The following is a 15,452-nucleotide window of genomic DNA, read 5'->3' on the forward strand; positions in this document are numbered from 1 at the left end:
GCGCAAAGATATGATTCATATAATACCTACACAAAATATAAAATTCAGAACTTTTGGCTGGGTACAGGATCCAAGTGATTTTAGAAGTTTATGTGATATAGTAGCGATTTTTGACAATATGTCAGAGAAACATTTTGAGCTGAAGACACAGATTATTCCATCTCTAATAGAAGAGCGAGATGGGAAATCTCGTTTTATTGAGGTGCTTAATTCAGAACCATTATGCATTAAATATGCAGATTTAGTTGGAACTTCTTTCTCTCCTAGAAGCATTGCTCGTTGCAATGGGATAATACAGGCAGCCATACCAGGACAAAAAAGAGATTTTATCGGAGATTGGCCAGCAGATAATTTTGTGCGCTGGGCGCATGCGTTAGGATTTATTCAGTACGATTATCAGACAGATACATTCGCTATTTCAGATAGTGGTTTAAGACTGTCTCAAGCAAGAACAGCAGGAGAAGAACTAAACGAACAGGAAAATGAAATTCTTCTTACAGCTGTTTTGTCTTATCCTCCAGCTGTGCGTGTTTTAAAGCTATTAGCGGAAGATGAAAATACACATTTAACAAAATTTGAACTTGGAAGCAAATTGGGATTTATTGGAGAAGATGGATTTACTAGTCTTCCTCAGTCTATTTTAATCAGAACACTTGCAATGACAAAATCAAATAAAGAAAAAAATAAAATGAAAACCGACTGGGATGGCTCTTCTGATAAATATGCGAGGATGATTTCAAAATGGCTGGAAAAACTTGGTTTGGTGATGCAGGTTCCCAAACAGGTTTCGGTAAATGTTAACGGACAGGAATTTAGTGAAACTATTGGACAGGCATACATGATTTCGGCAAAGGGTAGTTCTGCATTGAATCGCGTAGTAGGGCGAAGCAGACATCACAGAATATCAAAAAATGTTTATTATGAGATGATGGCTACGAAGGGAAATGACAGGGAATTATTACGAACTCGCAGAACGCTCGTTCTAAAGGCGATTATGGAAAAAGGAGACTATATTTGTGCATATGAAATTAAAGATTATTTAGCGTTATATAATATAGCTGTTGCAGTTGAAACCATTCAAGATGATGTACGAGGATTAATCAATATTGGATTAAATATTATCATAGACGAAGATGAATTTCTTTGGAATGATAATATCAATGATTTTATTTTACCATTGAATCAAGATTTAACCCGAACAGATTTGTTAGATGTGAAAGAAGAACTTCGTGAGAAACTTACACATCTTTCTCATGAGTATCTGGCATTAATTGATTTAGCCTATGATTCAAGACAGCATAGACTGTTTGAAATGAAAACGATGGAATTGCTGATTGAAGAATGTGGTTATCAGGGAGATCATCTAGGAGGTTCAAGAAGACCAGACGGAATATGCTATACCCATAATCTATATGAAAATTATGGAATTATTATAGATACGAAAGCTTATAAGGATGGATATAACTTGCCAATCACTCAAGCAGACGAAATGGAGCGCTATATTGGCGATAATGCCATACGTGATACTCAAAGAAATCCGAACAAATGGTGGGAGCATTTTTCACAGGACATCCGATTATTCTATTTTATGTTCATTTCCGGTCATTTTAAAGGGCAATATCAGGATAAAATAAATCTCTTGGAATTAAACACCGGAGTTTGCGGTGCTGCAATAGATATAAAGAAATTGTTGTTAACCGTTAATTATTATAAAGCGGGGATAATATCTCATGAGGATATTGCGAGCGATTTTTTTCAGACAACAAATGATGAGGCGGATAATAGTTAGACAGCAATTAAATAACCAGTAATAAAGTACTGTTTACTGAGAATTATTTTGATATTTTGCTAAAAATTTGTCAAGAGTTTTTTTAAAAAAAATAAAGGAAAAGTCTGTTTTTTGTAGAATAGTACTAATAGGAAGACAAAATCGGGAGACAGACTATGAGTTTTTCAAGTTCTACCATAGAAAATTTGAAAAATCAAGTGAATATTGTAGATGTCGTAGGAAGAAGCGTGCCTCTGAAACGAGCAGGTTCCAACTATAAAGGTTGTTGTCCGTTTCACAATGAGAAGACGCCTTCTTTTGTTGTCTCCGAGCAGAAGCAGATTTTTACCTGCTTTGGTTGTGGGGCGACCGGTGATGTCATCGAATATGTAAAACGCTATTATAATCTGGATTTTTCTGAGGCGGTAGAGAAAATCGCTGCCGAAGAGGGCATTACCGTAGAGAGAAATGCTCGCAGTGACAATAGAGATATTTATTACAAGGTTAACAAACTGGCGGCCAATTTCTTTTATCGCTCCTTTACGGAAAAGGCAAATAAAGGCTACGCTTATATGAAGCGCAGGGAGATAGCACCTGCTATTTTGAAGAAGTTTGGTATCGGATATGCCGATGAGCAGTGGGATAGCTTGTATCAGTACCTGTTGTCACAGGGCGTCGATAAAAAGATTATGGTAGAGCTGGGGCTGGTATCAGAAAGCAAAGGAAAATACTACGATAAATTTAGAAATCGGGTCATTTTCCCAATCATTAATACCTCCGGCAAGGTCATCGGCTTTGGGGGAAGAGCTATTGATCCGGGTGATAATCCCAAATATTTGAATTCGCCTGAAAGCAGGATTTTTCAGAAGAAGAATAATCTTTATGGTCTGAATATTTCCAGACAGAGTGTAGGCAAAGAAAATTTTATTATTCTAGTTGAAGGATATATGGATGTGATTGCTCTGTATCAGAGCGGTGTAGAGAATGTGGCAGCTTCTCTTGGAACTGCGCTGACGGAGAATCAGGCAAAACTGATTAAGCGATATACCAAGGATGTGGTTCTTTCTTATGATGCTGATAATGCTGGACGGGCAGCTGCTCTTAGAGGTCTTGAAATTCTAAAGAAAGAAGACTGCAAGGTCAAGGTGCTTCATGTTACCGATGGAAAAGACCCAGACGAATATGTTAAGAAAAACGGAAAGACGGCGTTTCTAAAGCTGATAGATGGGGCACTGCCTTATGGAGACTACCGTTTGGAATCGGCTAAAGTGGGTTTTGATTTATCACAGGATGAAGACAAAATCGACTACATGAAGAAGGCTATTGATATTTTGCGCCAGATGAGTCCTGTTGAACAGGAAATTTACATAAAAAAACTGTCTAAAGACCTGAAAATTGCAGAAGGTGCGATTAGAATGGAACTTTTAGGAAATGATAATACACAAAAGACGCAGCAACGGTCTGCACCGGTTCGCGAACAGCGCTCACAACAGGAGGAAGTAGAGCATGTGGCACTGAAACCCATAGAGAAAACACTGTTGAAAGTTTTACTGACGGAAGAAAGATATATAGACAGGCTAGTAGACTATCCGGGAATTTTAGAAAGTGAATTTGCCCTGAAGATTTATCAGCTTCTTGCAGAAAGCTATGCACATCATCATTTCATTGATTTGAACCAGATTATGGACGGGCTTTCCGATGAAGGAGCTGCAGGGCTGCAAGAAGTTTTGAATCATGTAGTCGTCGGCAACGAGGAACAGGTATTTCACGACTGTATCAGAACGTGGAACCATGAGCGGTTGACCAGAGAAGAGCAGAAGCTTTTGACGCTTCTTTCCATGGCAGACGAAAATGATAATCAGGATAGAATTATGGAACTGACCGATCAGCTTATGAAAGTGCAACGAGAACTTAAAAACCAACAATAGGGAGATGTAGAATGAGCACAGAAACAAAAAAAGCAAACAATTTAAATGAAACCTTTGCAGGCATGAGCCCAGAGCAAATTAAGAACGAACTCATCAGTCAGCTAGTCAAAAAAGCTAAGACAAAGAAAAATATTCTGACCTATACGGATATGGCGGATTATTTAGATTCTTTTGATTTGGACAAGAATGTGGTAGACGAAATCTATGAAGCGCTGCTTTCTAAGGACATTGAGATTGCCAGCGAAACAGAACCTGAAGATTTTCCTTCCATGATGGAACGGGATGACGATTTTGACGGCAATGAAGAAGATGACGGCATTGTTATGACCGAAACCGGTGAAATCGATATCGAAGCGACTTTGCCAAAAGGAATTGCTGTAGACGATCCTGTTAGAATGTATCTGAAGGAAATCGGAAAGGTACCTCTTCTCAGTGCCGATGAGGAAATCGAACTGGCTCAGAGAATGGAAAAAGGGGACGAGGAAGCAAAGAAAAAGCTTTGTGAAGCAAACCTTCGTCTTGTAGTCAGCATTGCAAAACGCTATGTGGGCAGAGGGATGCTGTTCCTGGATTTGATTCAGGAGGGAAATCTGGGACTGATTAAAGCTGTTGATAAGTTTGATTATCGCAAAGGGTACAAATTTTCCACTTATGCAACATGGTGGATTCGTCAGGCAATTACCAGATCCATCGCTGACCAGGCGAGAACCATTAGAATTCCGGTGCATATGGTAGAAACTATCAATAAGCTGATTCGCGTATCCAGACAGCTGCTGCAGACTTATGGAAGAGAGCCGAGCCCGGAAGAAATCGCAAAGGAAATGGGTATTTCTGTAGACAAGGTTAGAGAAATTCAGAAGATTGCACAGGAACCTGTATCGCTGGAAACTCCAATCGGTGAAGAAGAAGACAGTCATTTGGGAGATTTTATTCCAGATGATGATGTACCAGCACCGGCTGAAGCTGCGGCATTTTCCATGCTGAAAGAACAGCTTGTAGAAGTGCTGGACACTTTAACAGAGAGAGAACAGAAGGTGCTGAAACTGCGTTTCGGTCTTGAAGATGGACGTTCCAGGACCTTAGAGGAAGTCGGCAAGGAATTTGACGTAACAAGAGAAAGAATCAGACAGATTGAGGCAAAGGCGCTTAGAAAGCTGAGACACCCAAGCAGAAGTAAGAAATTAAAGGATTATCTGGAGTAACGAAAGATGAAATTAAGCGAGAGATTGCAATATATCGCTGACGAAATAAGAAAAGGAGAAACCATGGCGGACATTGGGTGCGACCATGGTTTCTTGCCACTGTATTTAATGGAAAAGCATAAATGCCCAAAAGTGATTATGACCGATGTCAGCGGCGGTTCTTTAAAAAAGGCAGAAACCAACTGTAAACTGGTGAAACCTAAAGGCGACTACGAATTGCGCCTCGGCGACGGCATCGATGTTCTTTCCGATGGGGAAGTTGATGTGGTTGTCATGGCGGGCATGGGAGGTCTTCTCATTGCAGACATGCTTAAATGGAATCTAAAAAAAAGCCGGTCTATTAAAAGATATATTCTGCAGCCGAGAAACAACCCTGGCAGACTTAGACACTTTCTGGCATGCAATGGTTTTTCCATCGTAAAGGAAGGAATCGTCAGAGAGGGAAAGTTTCTCTGTGAGATTTTGACCGTTGAAAGCGGACCGATACCAGTTTTTACAGCGGAAAATCCGCAGCCTGTTTATAGTGCGGAATTTGAATATCCTGCTTCGCTTATTGCTTTTGGAGGCGTATTGACAGGGGAATATCTGCAGAAACACCTCGAAACCGAATATCAGATTCTGGGTAAAATCGAAGAGAACGCGAAAGATGTACAACAGCAGAGTAAAGAAACCAGAGATAGAATTGTGAGACTGGAAGCGTTAATTAAGGAATGGGAGGCAGCGAATGAATAAAGAAAGATTGACTGCCGTTATCGAGGAAATCTGTCCTTCTGAGTCAGCTGAAAGCTGGGATAACTGTGGTTTTCAGCTGGATATGGGGGCGGCAGAAATAGATACTGTGCTGGTATCTTTAGAGGTTACCGGTGCAGTAATTGATGAAGCCGCCGCTTGCGGCGCGCAGATGATTTTGACCCATCATCCGCTACTTTTTAGCGGAATCAAGAAAATTGAACAGACAGATGTGATTGGAAATTACTTGATTCGACTGATTCAGGCAGGCATTTCCGTCTATTCCTGTCACACTAGCTTTGATAAATTAAAAGACGGTAACAATGATTATTTTGGTCTTCTTTTAGAATTTCAGGGTGTACATCCCTTTGATGCAGATAACGGTTTCTGCCGCAAAGGACAGACGCCTTTTGATATGACTTTTGCGGAACTGATTCGCAAGGTTTCAGAGGAGCTTACGATGGAGGAGCGGTATTTTAGATGGGTCGGCGACTTAACCAGACAAATTAAAACCGTCGGCTGGTGTACTGGCGCCGGCAGTGAATTTATTTTAGATGCGAAGAAAGAAAGCTGCGACCTTTATATTACGGGCGATTTGAAATATCATGAGGCGCAGATGGCGAAGGAAGCCGGCATTTGTGTCCTTGACATTGGGCACTATGGAAGTGAAAAGATATTTACTGGGAATATGGCTGACATGCTGCGGGAAGCGACTTTTGGAACCGATTTAGAGGTTTTGGAATCGCAGCTGGATTTGAATCCGTTCGGCTGCATTTAATTCATACCTGTCAGCAGTTTCAGTCCCCTAATTATAATCGAATTCTAATTTTTTAAACAAAAAACCAGCCACGCATTCAACGCGTGGTTTTCTGTGACTGTCCACAAAAAAGACTGGAATTTATAATTGATTTATGCTATAATTACATAGTTATGGGTAAACCAGACAATCGCGTGCAATTTGCATGAGGAAAGTCCGGGCTCCATAGGGCAAGGATGCCGGATAACGTCCGGCGTAGGTAACTATAGGGAAAGTGCAACAGAAACATTCCGCCGAAACGGGTTATGCCGTGGTAAGGTTGAAATGGTGAGGTAAGAGCTCACCGGCGTCATGGAGACATGGCGGCCGTGTAAACCCCATCCGGAGCAAGGTCAAATAGGGCGCAAAAAGCGGCGGCCCGTCGCTGCCCGGTAGGTAGACTGCAAGAGCGTGCAGTAATGTTACGCCTCAGATAGATGATTGTCTAATACAGAACCCGGCTTATAGGTTTGCCCATACTTTATTTCAGGAAATACGCAGTATTTCCGTTTTATTTTGTTTATATATGATAGGAGGGAGGAGATATTATGACAAACGAAAAAGAAATTCAAGGCAACAAAATGGGTACGGAGCCGGTTGGAAAACTGCTCGCTTCCATGGCATGGCCAGCCATTCTTTCTATGACGATCAATGCTCTTTACAACGTAGTGGACAGCATGTTCGTTGCAATGGTCAGTCAGAAAGCGCTGACAGCCGTATCTCTTGTAATGCCGATTCAAATGCTGATGATTTCCATGGCTGTGGGTAGTTCTGTCGGCGTAAATTCTCTGATTTCCAGAAGACTGGGTGCTAAGCGGTTTGATGAAGCTAATAAGGCAGCCTCGACCAGTATCAGAATTGGGCTGTTTAACTTTCTGATTTTTGCATTGATAGGTATTTGTCTTGCCAGTCCGTTTATGCGTGCGTATACAGATGATACTATCATCTTTGAGGGTGGTGTTACATATCTTAGAATTATTACCATTTGCAGTCTCTTTAGCATGATTCAGATTCAGCTTGAGAAGGTGCTGCAGGCGACAGGCAATATGATAGCTCCGATGATTATCAGTTTGAGCGGTGCACTGACCAATTTGGTTTTGGATCCGATTCTGATTTTTGGACTTTTCGGTATGCCAAAACTTGGTATTGCTGGTGCAGCCATTGCAACAGTTACTGGTCAGGCAGTGGGTATGTGCGTTGCAATCTTCATGTTCTTTAGAAAAGAGCATGAGGTGAAAATCCAGTTGAAAGGCTTCAAAATCGACTGGGCTGTGGTAAAAGATATCTACGGCGTAGGACTTCCATCTATCATCATGCAGGCAATCGGTTCTGTTATGCTGCTGGGCTACAATGCCATCTTAGCGACTTCTGCAACAGCCGTTGCGGTATTGGGCGTTTATTACAAGCTGCAGTCCTTTATCTTTATGCCGGTGTTCGGTCTCAATCAGGGTGCTATGCCAATTATGGGCTATAACTTTGGCGCAAGGGACAGACATCGTCTGATGGAGACTTACAAAAAAGCGCAGATTACTGCACTGGTGATTATGGCAATCGGAACTATTTTATTCCATTTATTCCCAGAAGTTTTCTTGAAAATGTTTAGTGCGGACGACGAAATGATGGAAATGGGTGTACCGGCACTGAGAATCATCAGTATCTGCTTTATTCCGGCAGCCTTTGGTATTATGTCATCGACGCTGTTTCAAGGAACCGGTCATGGGGTATATAGTTTAATAGGATCACTTTTGCGTCAGCTTGTCGGTATTTTGCCGCTGGCTTACATCATTTATCACACCGCAGGTGTGACAGCTTCCTGGGCATCATTTCCATTGGCAGAAATTATCGGTGTCGTTTATTCGGCGATTATGCTTATCAGATTATACAAAAAAGAAATCAAGACCTTGTAATTTACCATTCAAGGTCTTGAAATTCTTCGTATTCCCGGTATTGGCGATATTCGGAATCTTCTTTGACAAGGTCGTAAATAAGCGGATCTCGCAGAAGATGTTTCCAGCAGGTATAAGTTGCCTTGACAAAAGCAGGATTCAGCTCCATTTCTTCTGTAATTAGAGGACAGCTGTAGGGCAAGTCGCTGTCATTTCGTACCAGAGATAATACACCGTCTTCGTCAATATGAGGCGTCAAAGGAAAGGTTCTGCATTGCATGGGCCTTTTTTCTCTGGGACAGATTGGCGGCGTTTTGCATCGTACAAAGTAAACTTTGCCGCTCCAGGACTCCGGAAATTCATAATCCTCGGCGTATTCTGCACTCCATGTGAGCCAATCGTCTGTTCGGTCGTGGACTTTATCTTCGCCAGGAAGGAGATAAATACCGAGGTTTTCATCGTCATTACCGCAGCTGCAGCAGATGGCACCGCAAAGAGCTCCGCAGTCATAAGGAACAGGAGAAACCCTGTCCAGCAATCGGTAGATTGCCTGATAAGTTCTTTTTTTGATTGTACTTTTCATAACAATTCATTCTAACATAGGAAATCAGGCGATACAACCAGAAATTAGTACTAAATTAAACCTTGAAAAAGGTCGAATTTTGGTGTTAAAATTATAAAATACTCAATTACACAAATAAGAGGTAAGATTATGAAGTTAGGAATTGACGTAGGCTCAACTACCGTCAAACTCGTTTTACTTGACGAAAAAAACGAAATTACATATGCTCGTTATGAGAGGCATATGTCTAATGTTTTTGAAAAAGTAAAAGAACTCATAGAAGAAATGTATGCCCAGTTTGGTTCCATAGAAATCAGACCTGTTATTACAGGCTCTGGCGGTCTTTCCCTGGCAAACCTTCTGGGTGTTTCCTTTGAACAGGAGGTTATCGCCTGCAGCAAAGCGGTGGAGACTCTAATTCCTGATACAGATGTTGCTATAGAACTTGGTGGCGAAGACGCAAAGATTACGTTCTACGGCGCTACCATTGAGCAGCGAATGAACGGAACCTGTGCAGGCGGCACGGGCGCGTTTATTGACCAGATGGCGGTGCTTTTGAATACTGATGCAGGGGGACTTAATGAGGCAGCAAAGAACGTAAAGATGATTTATCCTATTGCAGCTCGCTGCGGCGTTTTTGCAAAGACGGATATTCAGCCTCTGATTAATGAAGGTGCGGCAATAGAGGATTTAGCTGCTTCCATTTTTCAGGCTGTGGTTAACCAGACCATCAGCGGACTTGCTTGCGGACATACCATCAAAGGGAACGTAGCATTTCTAGGCGGACCGCTGTCCTTTTTGTCTGAGCTTCGTAAAAGATTCATTGAAACATTGGAATTAAAGCCGGAGGAAGTGATTTTTCCAGAGGATTCCAAGTATTTTGTCGCCATCGGTGCAGCTATGCTGGCAGAAACCAGAAAACAGATTTCATTGGGAGAAATTGCCGAGCTAATCAAAGGATCTGATTCAAGTCAGCTTTCTGAGACCAAACATATCGAACCGCTGTTTATTAATAAAGAAGCGTATAACGCATTTATAAACCGTCATAACCAGCACAAGATTCGCAGGAAAGATATCAAACGCGCTAAGGAAGAGACTTTTCTAGGCATTGACGCTGGTTCCACAACCACTAAGGCGACCCTGATTGACTCCGACAAAAATCTGTTATATTCCTTCTACAGAAGCAACGAAGGAAATCCGCTGGAAGCGGTTAAGACCATGCTCAAAGAGCTTTATTCGCTGCTGCCGCAGAATGCCTTTATTGCAAATACTTGCGTGACCGGTTACGGAGAAGGCTTGATTAAGACGGCTTTTAAGGCGGATTTGGGCGAAATTGAGACCATGGCTCATTATAAAGCGGCCGAGGAATTTTTGCCAGGCGTAGAATTCATTCTGGATATCGGCGGGCAGGATATGAAGTGCATGAAGATTAAAGATGGCGCTATTTACAATATCATGCTTAACGAGGCTTGTTCTTCCGGGTGCGGCTCTTTTCTCGAAACTTACGCAAAATCTGTAAATCTGGACACCAATGCATTTGCGGAGGAAGCGCTCTTTGCTGAAAATCCTGTAGACCTTGGTACCAGATGTACAGTGTTCATGAATTCCAAGGTAAAGCAGGCACAAAAAGAAGGGGCATCCATCGGCGACATTTCCGCGGGACTTTCTTATTCGGTTATCAAGAATGCGCTGTACAAAGTGATTAAGCTCAGGAACCCAGAAGAGGCTGGTGAGAAAATTGTAGTGCAGGGCGGCACCTTTATGAACAACGCTGTGCTGCGAAGTATCGAAAAGATCATTGGTAAGGAAGTTGTCAGACCGGATATTGCAGGACTGATGGGCGCATATGGCTGTGCGCTGATTGCTATGGAAAACCATCTTGAAGATACGGAATCCTCTCTGCTCAGCAAAGAAGCGCTGGAAGATTTTCAGGTGGAGCATACCAACGGCAGATGTAACGGCTGTGAAAACCGATGCATTTTGACCATTAATAAATTCAGCGACGGATCCAGATTTATTACAGGAAATCGCTGCGAAAAAGGGGCAGGAGGCGCGCAGCACGCGAACAAACTGCCGAATCTTTACGAATATAAACTGCAGAGACTCTTTGGATATAAGCCGATTTCTGATTTTGATGCAGTGCGCGGCACGGTGGGAATTCCAAGAGTACTGAATATGTACGAAAATTATCCGTTCTGGTTCACTTTCTTTACGGAATTGAAATTCAGAGTGGTTTTATCGCCGCTGTCGACAAAGTCCATCTACGAGAAGGGAATGGAAACTATTTCCTCTGACACGGCTTGTTATCCTGCCAAAATGGTTCACGGACATATTAAATGGCTTGTGGAAGAGGGTGTGAAGTGGATTTTCTATCCATGTTTAAACTATGAACGCAACGAAGATGAAACGGCACCAAATCACTATAACTGCCCAATTGTAGCGACTTATCCGGAAGTGATTGCAAACAATATGGACGATATCTTTTCAGAAAACATGGTGCGTTTTTCTCACCCGTTCCTGCCTTACGATAACGACCTGAAACTGGCAAATATGCTCTACAAAGAGTTTAAGGATTTTCATATCAAGAAAGAAGAAATCATGCGCGCAGTCAGCCGCGCCAGAAAGGAACAGGTTCGCTTTAAAAACGATGTGAGAAAACAAGGGGAATACTCACTGAAATTGGCGAGACAGAAGGGAAAAAAGGCTGTCGTTCTGTCGGGAAGACCATATCATCTGGATCCGGAAATCAATCACGGCATTGACAAACTGATTAATTCCTTCGATATGGTTGTCCTTTCGGAGGATTCCGTGGCGCACATGGGACAGTTGCCAAGACCGCTGCGCGTGCTGGATCAATGGGTTTATCATTCCAGACTTTACAAAGCGGCAAGCTTTGTAGGCACCTGCGATGATGTGGAGCTGATTCAACTCAATTCTTTCGGATGCGGTCTTGACGCAGTTACCACAGATCAGGTGGAAGAAATCTGCCGCGACAGCAATAAACTTTACACAGTTTTAAAGATAGACGAGGGCTCTAATCTCGGCGCAGCAAAAATTAGAATTCGTTCCCTGAAAGCGGCTATGGACGAGCGCGAAAAGAACGGTGTCAAGGCAAGCGGAAACTTTAAGGCTTATGAGCGAAAACTTTTTACGGCTGAGATGCGAGAAAACTACAATATTTTGGTGCCGCAGATGTCACCGATTCATTTTACTTATTTGGAAGAAGCAATGAAAGCCTGCGGCTACAATGCGGTACTTTTACCGCCGGTCGACAAGAATTCGGTAGAAGAGGGGTTAAAATATATCAACAACGATGCTTGCTATCCGACTATCGTGACTTTGGGACAGATTATTTCTGCACTAAAATCAGGAAAATATGATTTGGATAAGACGGCTGTATTCATGTCTCAGACGGGGGGTGGATGCCGCGCCAGCAACTATGTGGCGCTTCTGCGTAAAGCACTCAAAGATTTGGATATGGTACAGGTTCCGGTGGTATCTTTTAATGCTGTTGGACTAGAGAAAAATCCGGGCTTTAAGATTACTGCTAAGATGGGGCTTCGCCTAGCAGTTGGCTGTGTTTACGGAGATCTTGTTATGCGGATTTTGTACGCGACAAGACCATACGAGAAAGTGCTAGGTACCTGTCAGCAGATTTTGGATAAATGGCATGACAAAATTATACATAATGTGATTCACTTTAACAAAGGGGAATATGAGAGAAATCTCAAAGGTATTGTAGAGGATTTTGATAAAGTTGAAAGAACTGGTGAGAAAAAGCCGAAGGTGGGCGTAGTCGGTGAAATTTTGGTGAAATATCACCCTAACGCCAACAACGACATTGTCGGCATTATCGAATCGGAAGGTGGGGAGGCAGTGGTTCTCGACATGCTGGACTTCTTTCTTTACGGTATGCACAGCAAAAAATTCAACTTTGAAAATCTGTCAGGCTCTTATAAAGCGATGATGACGAATCAGCTTGGAATCAAGGTTGTGGAATGGCTTAGAAAGCCGATGAGAAGCGCTCTTGCTGCAAGCGAACATTTTACGGAGCCATCTTATATCGAAGAAACGGCGGAAGCGGCGTCAGCTATCAGTTCTATCGGTAATCAGTGCGGTGAAGGCTGGCTTTTGACCGGTGAAATGGTGGAACTGATTCACAGTGGCGTAGAAAACATCGTATGCCTGCAGCCATTTGCGTGCCTGCCGAATCATGTAACGGGAAAGGGCATGATGAAAGCACTCAGAAAGATAAATCCAAAGGCTAATATTGCTGCTATCGACTACGATCCGGGCGCCAGTGATGTAAATCAGCTGAACCGGATTAAGCTGATGATGGCGACGGCTCATAAGAATATGGAAAAGTAGATATAACGAGAGTAACAAGAGGTGTCTGCTAAGAGGTGATTCTGCTGGGCAGACACTTTAGCGTAAAAGCTTTATATAAGAGTTTTAAAAGAAAAGGACATAGAATCTAGATGAATCCCATATGCTTGACTCTATATCTTTTCTTTGTATAAGGAAAGCCATCAGATAAGCAAGTGGTTTATTATTTGTAGAATTCTTTTTCTGAATCTGACAAAATGAAACCACCATTTAGTTTAGAGCGTTTTTGTTTTACCTTCATCAAATGGAAGGGCGTGTCTGTACCCTCTTAAGAAATTTAAAGAGCAGACACTTTTTTTAGTTTGAATTCATATGTTGAAAGGAAGACATTATCTTAGGAGGACAGAGATGGAAGAAAGTTTGAAACAGCACTATCCCTTTGTAAATCCGCCGCTACCTTACGCCTATGATGCACTGGAACCTTTTATTGATGAAGAAACCATGCGTCTGCATCACGACGCACATTTACAGACCTACGTGGATCATCTCAATATCATCATCAAACAGTATCCTGCGCTGCACAATTGGACTCTGGAACAGCTAATCAAATGGAATGACAATTTACCCGTAGAAATTCAGGACAGCGTGCGCAATAATGCGGGCGGCGTTTACAATCACATTCTGTATTTCAGTCGTCTAGCACCGCCGGAAACAGCAGTCTGGCCCAGCGGAGAGTTTCTTTTGCTGCTGGAAAGAAGGTTCGGTGGCTTTCAGCAGTTTAAAGAGGCGTTTAAGAAAGCTGCAATGTCGGTATTCGGTTCGGGTTATGCATTTCTTGTAGCGAATCGAGACGGTCTGCTTGAGATTGTCACCACTGCCAATCAGGATAATCCGTTGGAAATAGGCTATTATCCTATTCTTGTACTGGATGTTTGGGAACATGCTTACTATCTGAAGCATCATAATAAAAGGGATGGGTATATAGATGATTGGTTCAATCGTCTTAGCTTTTAACTCCTTGCGGCAGCAGCAATAGGGAGATAAATTTCAAAAATGCGTTGAAAATCCTTTTATAGTGTAGTATACTGTTTAAGTTGAAAATTTCTAAAGATAAAGATAGGAGGTGTCTCCATGGGAAGACACGGTACAATTGCCGGAAGAAAGGCGGCACAGGATTCTAAGCGAGCAGCTATGTTCACCAAATATGCTAAGGCTATTACAGTAGCAGCAAAAGACGGTGGAGATCCTGAATACAATGCAGGTCTTAGAGTGGCAATCGAAAAAGCAAAGGCAATCAGTATGCCTAATGATAATATTCAGAGAGCGATTAAAAAGGGTACAGGAGAACTGGGCGGCGCTTCTTACGAAGAACTTTCCTTTGAAGGCTACGGTCCCGGTGGTGTAGCAATCATTGTTGATTGTCTGACTGACAACACCAACCGTTCCACTTCCTTTGTTCGTTCCACATTTGATAAGCACGGTGGAAATTTAGGTACTCCAGGCTGTGTATCTTACATGTTCTCAAGAAAAGGCGTTCTTATTATCGAAAAAACAGACGGAATCGACGAAGACGCTCTGATGGAAGCAGCATTAGAAGCTGGTGCAGACGACATGGTAACAGAAGAAGACAGCTTTACTGTTTACACTGAACCATCTGCATACGCAGACGTATATCAGGCATTGGCAAGCGCAGGCTATGAATTTGTAGAATCTGACGTAGAATTTGTTCCATCTATGGAAAGCGCGCCGACCGAAGAGCACGATATCAAGAAGCTGAGAAAGCTTATCGACATCTTAGAAGATAACGATGACGTACAGAAGGTACATACCAACTGCGGTATTGATTTGTACGAAGAATAAACGAATAGAATGTAGAAAAACCCTCTTTGCATGTGCAGAGGGTTTTTCTTGTAGATGCCGTGTGTAGCATTTATTGCGTATGGCGATTCTTAACCTAAATTACGTTGTTTTTCAAAAAATGTATAAGAAATTTTATAAGAATAATGTGCGACTTGCATTATGCGTAAGATTAAAGGTAAACATTGAAAAAACATACGTAAAATGCAAGAATCTCTGTTGGATTCAGAGATAAAGAACGGTTATAGATCGCTTGAGAAGTGTGATATGGAATTCACTTATACACTTTTTTAGCATTTTCTAATTTTGGGTTAAGATTTCGAGATTTTCTTATACATTTTTTTGCCCTAAATTGATTTTAAGTTAAGTTACTGTGCTTTTAGGCGAAAACCTGGTAA

The 15,452-nt window shown here is 42.1% G+C and carries 10 protein-coding genes and 1 other RNA gene; 10 read left to right on the forward strand and 1 reads right to left on the reverse strand.

Going from position 1 to position 15,452, the window contains the following annotated elements:
- The first annotated feature begins 10 nt into the window (after positions 1–10).
- The 7 genes from D1155_RS05555 to D1155_RS05585 all read left to right on the forward strand — a co-directional run bounded on the left by D1155_RS05555 (position 11) and on the right by D1155_RS05585 (position 8,330).
- Positions 11–1,789: a restriction endonuclease FokI C-terminal domain-containing protein gene (locus D1155_RS05555; RefSeq protein ID WP_160201395.1), complete on the forward strand. Its 1,779-nt coding sequence runs from the start codon at positions 11–13 to the stop codon at positions 1,787–1,789.
- A 155-nt stretch (positions 1,790–1,944) separates the two neighbouring features.
- Positions 1,945–3,696, forward strand: a complete 1,752-nt coding sequence (gene dnaG, locus D1155_RS05560; protein WP_160201396.1) for a DNA primase — start codon at positions 1,945–1,947, stop codon at positions 3,694–3,696.
- A gap of 62 nt (positions 3,697–3,758) precedes the next feature.
- Entirely contained in the window at positions 3,759–4,898 is a 1,140-nt protein-coding gene (gene rpoD, locus D1155_RS05565) for an RNA polymerase sigma factor RpoD (RefSeq protein WP_160201456.1), read from the forward strand.
- A gap of 6 nt (positions 4,899–4,904) precedes the next feature.
- Complete coding sequence (locus D1155_RS05570) at positions 4,905–5,630, forward strand: class I SAM-dependent methyltransferase (protein WP_160201397.1); 726 nt, start codon at positions 4,905–4,907, stop codon at positions 5,628–5,630.
- Positions 5,623–6,405: a Nif3-like dinuclear metal center hexameric protein gene (locus D1155_RS05575; RefSeq protein ID WP_160201398.1), complete on the forward strand. Its 783-nt coding sequence runs from the start codon at positions 5,623–5,625 to the stop codon at positions 6,403–6,405. The genes D1155_RS05570 and D1155_RS05575 overlap by 8 nt, the downstream gene beginning before the upstream one ends.
- Before the next feature lie 153 nt (positions 6,406–6,558).
- Positions 6,559–6,904: RNase P RNA component class A (rnpB, locus tag D1155_RS05580), an RNA gene on the forward strand.
- 67 nt (positions 6,905–6,971) lie between these two features.
- Complete coding sequence (locus tag D1155_RS05585) at positions 6,972–8,330, forward strand: MATE family efflux transporter (protein ID WP_160201399.1); 1,359 nt, start codon at positions 6,972–6,974, stop codon at positions 8,328–8,330.
- A 1-nt stretch (position 8,331) separates the two neighbouring features.
- Here the strand turns inward: D1155_RS05585 and D1155_RS05590 are convergent, their stop codons facing one another.
- Positions 8,332–8,892 carry a hypothetical protein gene (locus tag D1155_RS05590; RefSeq protein ID WP_160201400.1) on the reverse strand — a complete coding sequence of 187 codons (561 nt, stop codon included), beginning with the start codon at positions 8,890–8,892 and terminating at the stop codon, positions 8,332–8,334.
- A gap of 129 nt (positions 8,893–9,021) precedes the next feature.
- On the opposite strand from D1155_RS05590, the gene D1155_RS05595 reads away from it, so the two are divergent.
- From D1155_RS05595 to D1155_RS05605, 3 genes are all read left to right on the forward strand, one after another.
- Complete coding sequence (locus tag D1155_RS05595; protein ID WP_160201401.1) at positions 9,022–13,239, forward strand: 2-hydroxyacyl-CoA dehydratase; 4,218 nt, start codon at positions 9,022–9,024, stop codon at positions 13,237–13,239.
- A gap of 366 nt (positions 13,240–13,605) precedes the next feature.
- Positions 13,606–14,211, forward strand: coding sequence for a superoxide dismutase (locus D1155_RS05600; protein WP_243151025.1), 606 nt, complete (start codon positions 13,606–13,608; stop codon positions 14,209–14,211).
- Positions 14,212–14,328: 117 nt separating this feature from the next.
- The gene (locus D1155_RS05605; RefSeq protein ID WP_160201402.1) at positions 14,329–15,057 is read left to right on the forward strand and encodes a YebC/PmpR family DNA-binding transcriptional regulator; all 729 of its coding nucleotides are present in this window, start codon (positions 14,329–14,331) and stop codon (positions 15,055–15,057) included.
- The last annotated feature ends 395 nt before the right edge of the window (positions 15,058–15,452 follow it).

Source organism: Anaerotruncus sp. 80, assembly GCF_009936115.1.
GTDB classification, from domain to species: domain Bacteria; phylum Bacillota; class Clostridia; order Peptostreptococcales; family Anaerovoracaceae; genus Senimuribacter; species Senimuribacter intestinalis.

Bases quoted from the DNA above. Each gene is read 5' to 3' on its own strand.
- D1155_RS05555 (WP_160201395.1), top strand. From the start codon at position 11: ATGATTCATATAATACCTACACAAAATATAAAATTCAGAACTTTTGGC.
- dnaG (WP_160201396.1), top strand. From the start codon at position 1,945: ATGAGTTTTTCAAGTTCTACCATAGAAAATTTGAAAAATCAAGTGAAT.
- rpoD (WP_160201456.1), top strand. From the start codon at position 3,759: ATGAGCCCAGAGCAAATTAAGAACGAACTCATCAGTCAGCTAGTCAAA.
- D1155_RS05570 (WP_160201397.1), top strand. From the start codon at position 4,905: ATGAAATTAAGCGAGAGATTGCAATATATCGCTGACGAAATAAGAAAA.
- D1155_RS05575 (WP_160201398.1), top strand. From the start codon at position 5,623: ATGAATAAAGAAAGATTGACTGCCGTTATCGAGGAAATCTGTCCTTCT.
- D1155_RS05585 (WP_160201399.1), top strand. From the start codon at position 6,972: ATGACAAACGAAAAAGAAATTCAAGGCAACAAAATGGGTACGGAGCCG.
- D1155_RS05590 (WP_160201400.1), bottom strand. From the start codon at position 8,892: ATGAAAAGTACAATCAAAAAAAGAACTTATCAGGCAATCTACCGATTG.
- D1155_RS05595 (WP_160201401.1), top strand. From the start codon at position 9,022: ATGAAGTTAGGAATTGACGTAGGCTCAACTACCGTCAAACTCGTTTTA.
- D1155_RS05600 (WP_243151025.1), top strand. From the start codon at position 13,606: ATGGAAGAAAGTTTGAAACAGCACTATCCCTTTGTAAATCCGCCGCTA.
- D1155_RS05605 (WP_160201402.1), top strand. From the start codon at position 14,329: ATGGGAAGACACGGTACAATTGCCGGAAGAAAGGCGGCACAGGATTCT.